The sequence below is a fragment of the Sphaerochaeta sp. S2 genome (genome assembly GCF_016406725.1).
Lineage (GTDB): Bacteria > Spirochaetota > Spirochaetia > Sphaerochaetales > Sphaerochaetaceae > Sphaerochaeta.
The window spans coordinates 1-8439 of the sequence record NZ_JAEKNT010000353.1 but is presented as its reverse complement, the minus strand read 5'-3'; the positions used below and the strand labels follow the sequence as shown (position 1 = coordinate 8439).

General features: G+C 44.5%; 11 protein-coding genes. 4 read left to right on the top strand and 7 right to left on the bottom strand.

The genetic code is table 11. The features are described from left to right. The 3 genes from JF818_RS10420 to JF818_RS10410 form a co-directional block, all read right to left on the bottom strand. Window positions 1–390: hypothetical protein (locus JF818_RS10420; RefSeq protein ID WP_198891949.1), on the bottom strand; the 390-nt coding region annotated here is incomplete at its 3' end. Further along, window positions 383–1924, bottom strand: coding sequence for a YifB family Mg chelatase-like AAA ATPase (locus JF818_RS10415; protein WP_198891948.1), 1542 nt, complete (start codon window positions 1922–1924; stop codon window positions 383–385). The genes JF818_RS10415 and JF818_RS10420, both read right to left, overlap by 8 nt. Before the next feature lie 12 nt (window positions 1925–1936). Then, complete coding sequence (locus tag JF818_RS10410) at window positions 1937–2215, bottom strand: hypothetical protein (protein WP_198891947.1); 279 nt, start codon at window positions 2213–2215, stop codon at window positions 1937–1939. Window positions 2216–2332: 117 nt separating this feature from the next. Between JF818_RS10410 and JF818_RS10405 the strand changes: the two genes are divergently transcribed. After that, complete coding sequence (locus JF818_RS10405; protein ID WP_198891946.1) at window positions 2333–2479, top strand: hypothetical protein; 147 nt, start codon at window positions 2333–2335, stop codon at window positions 2477–2479. 276 nt (window positions 2480–2755) lie between these two features. Here JF818_RS10405 and JF818_RS10400 read toward each other — a convergent pair whose 3' ends face one another. Both JF818_RS10400 and JF818_RS10395 read right to left on the bottom strand, forming a co-directional pair. Beyond that, on the bottom strand, window positions 2756–2932 hold the full coding sequence (locus JF818_RS10400) for a hypothetical protein (protein ID WP_198891945.1): 177 nt from the start codon (window positions 2930–2932) through the stop codon (window positions 2756–2758). A gap of 180 nt (window positions 2933–3112) precedes the next feature. Beyond that, complete coding sequence (locus JF818_RS10395; RefSeq protein WP_198891944.1) at window positions 3113–3928, bottom strand: PD-(D/E)XK nuclease family protein; 816 nt, start codon at window positions 3926–3928, stop codon at window positions 3113–3115. A 346-nt stretch (window positions 3929–4274) separates the two neighbouring features. On the opposite strand from JF818_RS10395, the gene JF818_RS10390 reads away from it, so the two are divergent. Continuing rightward, on the top strand, window positions 4275–4904 hold the full coding sequence (locus JF818_RS10390) for an ATP-binding protein (RefSeq protein WP_198891943.1): 630 nt from the start codon (window positions 4275–4277) through the stop codon (window positions 4902–4904). 295 nt (window positions 4905–5199) lie between these two features. Here JF818_RS10390 and JF818_RS10385 read toward each other — a convergent pair whose 3' ends face one another. After that, complete coding sequence (locus JF818_RS10385) at window positions 5200–6654, bottom strand: hypothetical protein (RefSeq protein WP_198891942.1); 1455 nt, start codon at window positions 6652–6654, stop codon at window positions 5200–5202. A 272-nt stretch (window positions 6655–6926) separates the two neighbouring features. Continuing rightward, window positions 6927–7325: a transposase gene (locus JF818_RS10380; RefSeq protein ID WP_370570326.1), complete on the bottom strand. Its 399-nt coding sequence runs from the start codon at window positions 7323–7325 to the stop codon at window positions 6927–6929. On the opposite strand from JF818_RS10380, the gene JF818_RS16680 reads away from it, so the two are divergent. Together JF818_RS16680 and JF818_RS10375 are read left to right on the top strand one after the other, a co-directional pair. Beyond that, window positions 7293–7418 (top strand): hypothetical protein, encoded by a 126-nt coding sequence (locus JF818_RS16680; protein ID WP_370570325.1) that lies wholly within the window; start codon window positions 7293–7295, stop codon window positions 7416–7418. The genes JF818_RS10380 and JF818_RS16680 overlap by 33 nt on opposite strands. A gap of 130 nt (window positions 7419–7548) precedes the next feature. Next, a partial coding sequence (locus JF818_RS10375; RefSeq protein ID WP_198891941.1) for a tyrosine-type recombinase/integrase occupies window positions 7549–8439 on the top strand: 891 nt, incomplete at its 3' end.

Sequence of the window (8439 nt, the reverse complement as noted above, 5' to 3'; positions counted from 1 at the left end):
GATGACACCTGTGATGGGTATTTCAGGTGGGGAGAGTCTGCCTTTGTAGTAAAGCACCAGGGGTGCCTTGGTATCATTTGTATAGATTGGATGGTAGTGCGGGTGATCAGGGGAGAGGAGATGGATGGAGTGTTGTTCATTGTTGGCAAGGATGGTCTCAGCATCGGCAAGGCTGCGTGTATTCCAGACGGCCCCATAGGGTTCCCTCCTGCTTTCAGCGACGGAACCATTCCTTCCCTTCTTTGTTTCCAGTATGTCGGCAATGGTAGTGGTGGACTCGTGGAAGATGTTCTCAGGAGTGGAGAGAACTGAGAGGAGTCTCCGTTTATCCCTGAGGGTGATCCCCCGCATTTCATTGAGCCAGATCCAGTAGATTGTTTGGTCATGCATGATGGTTCATCTCCTTTTCGAGGTCACGGGAAAAGAGTGCGTGGATGAGATGGGCTCTCTCAATGGTGGCACTTCCCTGTATGTCGGCGAAGGTCCGGGCAAGCTTGAGGGTCTTGTAGCGGGCTCGGACCGAGAGTTGGTCCTTCTCATAGGTTTTCTGCAGGAGAGCGGCACATTTATCGTCGAGGGTGCAGTACCTTCGAAGCTGGGAGCTGCTCATCTGGGAGTTGGTGGTAATATGCTCCCCTCCTTCCCGAAAGCGATGTCTCTGGCGCTCACGCGCCTCCATCACCGAGTCCCTGAGGTCTTTGGAGCTGGTATTGCCTTTCATGAGATGACCATCCTTGAACTCCACCCTACCGACGTACTTCTGCATGTCTATGCGGTCGAGGATGGGGCCTGATATGCGTTGGCGGTAGGTCCTGATGGCATAGGGGGTGCATTCACAACGTGAGGTGCCTGCGTAGCCACAGGGGCAGGGGTTCATGGCTGCAACGAGCATGAAGTCTGAGGGATATCGGTTGGTCTGGTTGACCCGGCTTATGGTGACACGCTTGTCCTCAAGGGGGAGACGGAGGGATTCAAGGGTTTTCCGTCCAAATTCGGGTAGTTCGTCAAGAAAGAGGATACCCCGGTGCGCAAGGGTCACTTCCCCGGGTTTTGCCTGTGGTCCTCCCCCGATGAGGGCATGGGAGGACATGTTGTAGTGGGGAGCCCTGAAGGGTCTGTTACTCTTGAGCTCATGGCCGTCAAGCTCCCCTGCTATGCTGTAAATGGAGGAGACTTCCAGTATTTCCTGTTCATTCATGGGGGGGAGGATGGTGGGGAGCAACTTTGACATCATGCTCTTCCCACTTCCTGGAATCCCTACCAAGAGAAGGTTGTGGTTTCCTGCTACGGCCGCTGCAAGGTAAGGGAGGATGTCGTCATGTCCGACGACGTCGATGAAATCACCGTCATTGCTGGCTTTTTCCTGGAAGATGGGGTCTTGGTCTGTTTTATGGGGAGAGAGATGCAACCGACCTTCCAGGTATTGGATTACCTCTGTGATGGTACCACAGGCGATGATCTCCAGGTCCTTGACCAGGGAGGCCTCATTGGCACAGTCCTTTGGTACGATGAGTTTCTTCCATCCCATGCGGTGGGCCTGGATTGCCATGGGCAGTATGCCGTTGAAGCCGACAAGGGCCCCTGTGGTGCTGATTCCCCCAACACAAGCTATTTCCTGCCAATCCTCGATCCTTGGCCTGACCTGCTTCGATTCAACCAAGAGGCCGAGGAGCATGGGAAGATCGAGATAGGCTCCCCTCTTGGGGATGTCACTGGGGCTGAGATTGACTACGACTTTCTTTGATGGGTAGGCATAGGAAAGTTCTTCTGTGCATGCTTCCATCCTGTCCTTTGCTTCCTTCACTGCTGCATCACCAAGACCGACGATGGTGGTTGCCTGCAGGCCTGCTATGATCGCTACTTCCACTGCAAGTGGATATCCTTCTATTCCGTTGATTCCGAGACTTCTGATGACCGTTGCCATTGTTGCGGCTCCTTATATATGGGAAAGAGCAGGAACGTGGGGTTTTGCTTCAGAGAAAAGAGGAAATCTATAAATATTGTGTTTCCAGAGAAACAACGGCAAGTATGGTATGTGGAACATGATGTATTTTGTTAATATTATTAATATTGATATATGAGGGGTAAAGAAAAACATCTCCGAAGAGATGCTGTGGATTTTGTGACAGTTCTTCCTAGCGCCAATAATCCTGATGACATACACCACCCTCTTTGCTATACTCCTTTCAAAAGGAGGATACGATATGCTCTGCATTGCTTCATCTCCATGCAAGGTCTGACAAGGACGAAGCTGCATGGAGTCGTAACCTCTCTCGTCCAAAGGACTTTGCATTTTCCTGCCAAATTCAACAAGTAAGGAAGCAAAGTCAATATGAACATAAAAACACTCATTCACCGGGATCTACAGGCATTTTTCATGCTCTGGATTACCCAGTCATGCTCTCAACTCGGGAGCTCGATGACCAGTTTTGCACTGGTTCTCTATCTGTACGAGAAAAGCGGTTCAGCCGGTTGTTAGAAAATTGTGAACATCTTGGTTCTTGGAACATGAGAAGCTACTAAGGAACGATAATAGTCGGGCTTCGGCAGCTTTCTTAATTTCTTTTGAACTATCAAATCTTGATAAGTATTGAGACAAGCTCAATTCTGAATCATTCTCAACAATGGTTTTTGATTCAGTTAATTGATCAACAGTTAATAAGCCTATTTTTATTGACTCATCGAATAAGAAATCTTCTAGTGCTATTTGAAGTGGATATATGGTTCGTGAGATATTAGGCACCTCAATTCATAATTAATATTTCTTTAATATACTTTTCACTTGAGATGCTGATATATACTTACTAGCTTTAGCTTTAGGAGCAACTCGCCATTCACTTTGAGATGAACTTTTTTCTAAAGAGGATTTTAACAACTTTACAGCGCTACTGTTCCTTATAATAATATCACGTGAAAAAGATTTTGTAGCCATAATTGCACCTCCTTATAAATAATAGTCCTTAATTAGAATATATGGTAACGATTCTTTGGTGTCAAGTTAGTCTAAGTTTGTCAATTGATCTGAGTACGGTTTGGTAGACCTCTCGCAAGATCCATCTCTCAAACTGTGTGGAAAATGTGACAGTTCTACCCGGTACCTCAAATCGTCAAATCACGCTTCCAGATGCCTAAAAGGGCGTTTTTTGTGGAAAATGTGACAATTCTTCCTGGTACCGATGATATTGAAGAAATCAATCCCAATCCTTCCCCATCTTTCCTTATGGAACTCTGGACTTGCTTTCTTGATCATCTCTTTAATCTTCAAAGGCAAGCTATCCAAAGCTTCAAATTTCTCTTTCCAAGGAAACGTCTCTAGCTCCTTAAAGATATACTCCAATGATTGATATCCAGTTAAAACCTCGGGAACTGCAGCTAAAACCCTTTGTGTAATCGCATGCTTTTCGCCCATATCATTACCCTCCAGGAAATGCAAGAAACTATCAAGAATGAATCTCTCGTCATCTTTGTATCTCCCTCTTATCCTTCTTGTCAGCTTAAAAATATCTGTCCATGTAAGCTGAACATCAGCCTTTTGGGTCCATTGCTTCTTATGTTTAACAATTAAGACGGAGTAAAGAATCTCTTCTAATAATTCACTTTTTTTCATGTACTTATCTAGTTGTCCATCACTTAACCAACTGTTAACCTTATGTTCAAAAATGAATGCAACATCTCCATCAATGGCCAGAAAGAGATCAATCCTTCCACCATTGATCACTTTCTGGGTTTCTGCATGGGCTTGGATTGCTTTATATTCCGGTACTGTTTTATTCACATCATGAAATAAAGACAATAAACTGGAAGCATAACCCTCAATATTATTAAGAATCCAAGCAAACAACTCCGTCAAAAAGTCCTCTGTGGCATATCGCCCAGGACGTGGGGTGTAACCTGCTAACGTTAGAAAAAGACTTTTATCAAGAGCCATTCATCCTCCTTCGGTTTGTTACTTGAAAACTATATCCCCATACCTTTTTTTATCATCATTTTTGCGTACTCTGTGGTCTGAGTACGATTTAGTTTACACATTTGTGGATAGGCCACTTTTGGAGACAGAAGGAGGATCCATAAAAGCCATAATAGCCAATGGTACAGTAGAAACTCTTTTAGAGATTCTATTATTAATATTGATTAGCTCCTTCCAAAAAAAAGCAAATTCCTTCAGATGTGGAAAATGTGACAGTTCTACCCGGTACCTCAAATCGCCAAATCACGCTTCCAGCGGCTTAAAACGCCGATTTTTGTGGAAAATGTGACAATTCTTCCTGGTACCGATGATACTTCCCGGGTATCCCGATCACCCCACCCTCTCCGATTTTGATGCATCCTGTCTTTCAAAGACCGACAAGGCATCGTATGATTCATTCATGACGCTCGACGGCCTCACCGACAGGAACAGGAAACCGAATCTCGTTCTCTACGGTCCTCCCGATTGCGGCAAGGAGAAGTTTGCCATTGGACTAGGCGACCGAATGTGCAGGGAGGGAAAATCGGCGCGATTCATCGATTTTCATCATCTGATGGAGGTTTTGCAGACACATGGACGACTTCCCTCCAGCAACACCCTGTATCGGATACTCACCAAGGTGGAGTGTTTGATCATCGATGATTTCGCCTGCATGAACATCCATGATGCCGATCTGCTTGACAGCCTCTATGTGTTGCTCAGGACCAGAATCGACGATCATCTCAGTCCGAAAACCAAAAAGAAGATCCGCGCCACATTCGTTACGACTCATCATCATCTAGAAGATTGGCCGCGCCATTTGATCGGCGACGACTTCAAGGTGCTGCAGATCATCAACATTTTGTACGGTCGCGGAACCCTGCTGTCCATCGACGAGAAGGCTCCCAGGATTGAGGAAGATGAAACCACTTCCTCAACTCCCGAGGCCATCCGGTAATCCCCAACCCCGAAAATTCAATTACGTTTTGAAAGTACCTTTTTCCAAAAGGCGGGAAACCCATGTCTTTTTCAATCCGGAAAATTGGAATGCTCAAAATGCCGAAAATTGCGATGCTGTCTACATACGTTTAAAAAGTACCTTTTTCCAAAAGGCGGGAAAACGATGTCTTTTCCAATCCGGAAAATTCAAATGCTGGAAATGCCGAAAATTGCGATGCTGTCTACAAATTGCGATGCTGTCTACATCAATTCCAATATAGGCCTCCAGGATTCCATCTCTGCAAACGATCATTTTAGAGTTTACGGTTAAAGTTCAAAAAGTATTTTAGGTATGATGCAAAATAAAATAGTATTGAGCTCCTTGAAATAAACTTGTATTTGGCATCAGGATTAATAGGAAAATCTAGTAGCTCTGGCCAGTTCTTTTTTATAATCTCTTTGTGTAGGCTATAAATCACACGCTCTCTTCTTGGGATATTAACCCATACCTCTAGAAGCTCTCTACAATTAAAAGGATTGATAGTGTTAGAAAGCAAATTGAAGTTTTTGTAAGATCTAGAAGTCCACCTACCCGATCTATGTTCCCAAAAAAATAAGTCAAACTTTGAGATATTTGACTTTTTTGCCTTTTTTTGAACATCTTTTTTCCATCTTCTAACTACCCGATAACTGTCGATAGAGTAAATGTGCGTTTTAGTGTTTAAGTAAGATGAAGTTGCAAAAACTTCTGGCATTCTTTTTCCAAATCCACTCTTGGCTATGGGTGCAATATTTCCATCAAGCCGATAATGCAATTTTAGTTCCGAATTTATATGTGTCCAAGCATTCCTTACTTCTGAAGAAGTAAGTTCGTACCCTAATCTCGATTTACATTGATCAAGTATATTTTGAGGTAATAGTTTATCATTAATGATTATATGCTGAAATCCTAACTCTTTCGCCATTAATTTAGGCACTACAAGATCACCTGTATTGTCGGTCATATAATCATGTCTATAAATAAAAGTAGGGATATCTCCAATGAAGTCTTTGCAAAATGATAATATCAACCTACTATCCATACCGGAAGTGAGTGAAACTGCAAGTTTATACCTTTTCCTGTATGCAGTTATAATATTTTTGATTAGTAAACTAGATTTATTTACAGCCTCATTAATAGATATAGAACTGCGTTTTTCACTCGGAAAAAATCTTACAATAGCCCCAGTGTTACAGTTAAGATAATGATTAGGAGTAATATATTTTATTTCATCATACATTGTTAAATCATATGGTAAGGAATGCCCTTCTGTAGTCTGGGATAAAATTTTAGTCGAAAGCGATGATTCTTTATAGTTTTTGATTCTAGCAATTATAGAAGGTTCAGTAGATACTAACAGGTCGCGGTTCTGAACGGTATATCCCACAGTAATACTCGAAGTAGCATCAGGTAGAATATACAATCCATCACGAGCATAATAAACAATTACAAAATGGCCTGCTAATTTTTTACTGAATCTAATTACCTCAGAAAAGCTTTCATATTTAAACAAGTAGTTTAATATAACATTTTGATCTGCTTCACCATTTGAGCTATCTACAACAAACCCATGGATGATAAGCGTTTTTCCAGGTTCATCCAAAAACGTTACTTCAGCATCATTGTAATGAAAAATATATTCACCAAACGGTATTTTATTTATATATTGTGCAGAAACTTCTTTACTGATAAGAAATGATTTGTCAATAAATATATTTAGAGTATCCATCCAAAAACCCCTTTTTAAAAAAATAGATATGTCTTTCTGCGATTAGATAGCCCCAAATACGAACTATATTTAAAATATTGGTTGAGCCTCTTGCAAAATGAGCAGCCGTCATGAATCGGCATCCATGCAACGATACTGTTGACGTTGATCGTGAAGGCTGAAATGCCCAATCAATTGCCTTGAGAGAAAAATCACGCCAAATCTACTGTGGATTGAGCATGAGAAGGCACACCTGTCCCACGACAGGTGGAATTACTATCGTATTTGTGTTGCTACGCTGTCTTCTGTAAGCCCGGAAGGATGCAATACTGCAGTATCTTGATCGCTGCAAGACACAACACACCGGTCATCAGGCAGTGGGAGACCTTGTCCGGTCCCCGTACCATGATCTTCGAGGGGATCAGCCAATCCTTCAGGTGGACATTTGACCGTTCGACGGTGGAGCGTATCTTGAAGCGTTGCTTCTCAGCGGGAGACAGCACCCGTTGTTGCTTGCGCCGCTTGTTCGGATCGATGATGGGGATCCTGCCACTTGTGATGATGAAATCCTTGATGGGTTTCGCATCATAGGCACTATCCATCAGTGAATACAGATGGGTAACCCGTTCACTGGACATCCGCTCCAAGGGAATGGCCGCTTGGCTGTCATGAACATTCGCACCGGTGACGATGGCACTGAAGGAAATGCCGCAGTCAGTAACATCCAGATGCAGCTTGTAGCCCTTCCAATAATTGAACTAATCCGCTGCGCGGAAGCTTCTTAAGCCATCGTGCTTGCGAGAACCCTCCCCACTACTACGACCCTGCCGATATAAATAGGGTCTCCCCCCAAATCCTCCTGTATCATGGTTGTGGTTCTTGGAACCAAGCTATTCATACAGGAGGATTTTACCAATGATGACCAATGAACAGGTATTGCAGAAGATGGAAGAGGATTTTCTGCTACGGGGAAGTTCCGAAAAGACCAGGCAGACATATCGTACAGCACTGTTCCGCTTCAGCGCATTCGCAGGAAAGGATAGGTATTCGGACTTGAATGAGCAGGACCTGAGGAGCTTCCTTTTGCATCTGCATAAGGAAGGCAAGCTCCAGGGTACCAGCATCAACACCTACAATGCGGGATGCAAATTCTTCCTGGAGGTTGTCCTGAATCTTGCCATCAACCGCAAGCAGGTCCCCAATGTGCGTGCGCGCCACAAGTTGCCGGTCCACTTCAGGGTGGAGCAACTCGAGCAGTTCTTTGCCCATCTCAACGAGATCAGGGCCTTCGCCTACTTCCTCACCCTGTATGGGACTGGAATGAGGACATTTGAGCTGACAAAGCTGAAGGTCACGGATATCGAGACTGACAAGGCTTCGGGCTTGAGGTTCCTGAGAATCCCCCAGGGCAAGAGGAACAAGGAACGGCGGGTCACATTGCCGGAGGCCTGCTACCAGGCGTTGCGCCACTACTGGCGAGAATATAGGCCGGGAACCCCAGAGAACTGGATGTTCCCAGCCGAAAAAACAACAGGTTGCTTGAAATCCAATGTTTTCACCCATGAGTTCAAGACCTGCCTGGAGCATAGCAGATTGGCTCCGGAATTTCATCCCCATAGTCTGAGGCACAGCTACAGCACACACTACATCCAGAACGACCCCAACGCCATCCTGAGGCTGCAGCACCTTCTCGGTCACGCTTCACTTGCAAGCACTGAGATTTACATCGACGTCAGCATGGTCGACACCACCAACAGCATGAGCCCCTCAGAGATTTGCGGCATGCTCTGGGCCCAGTACGCAGCG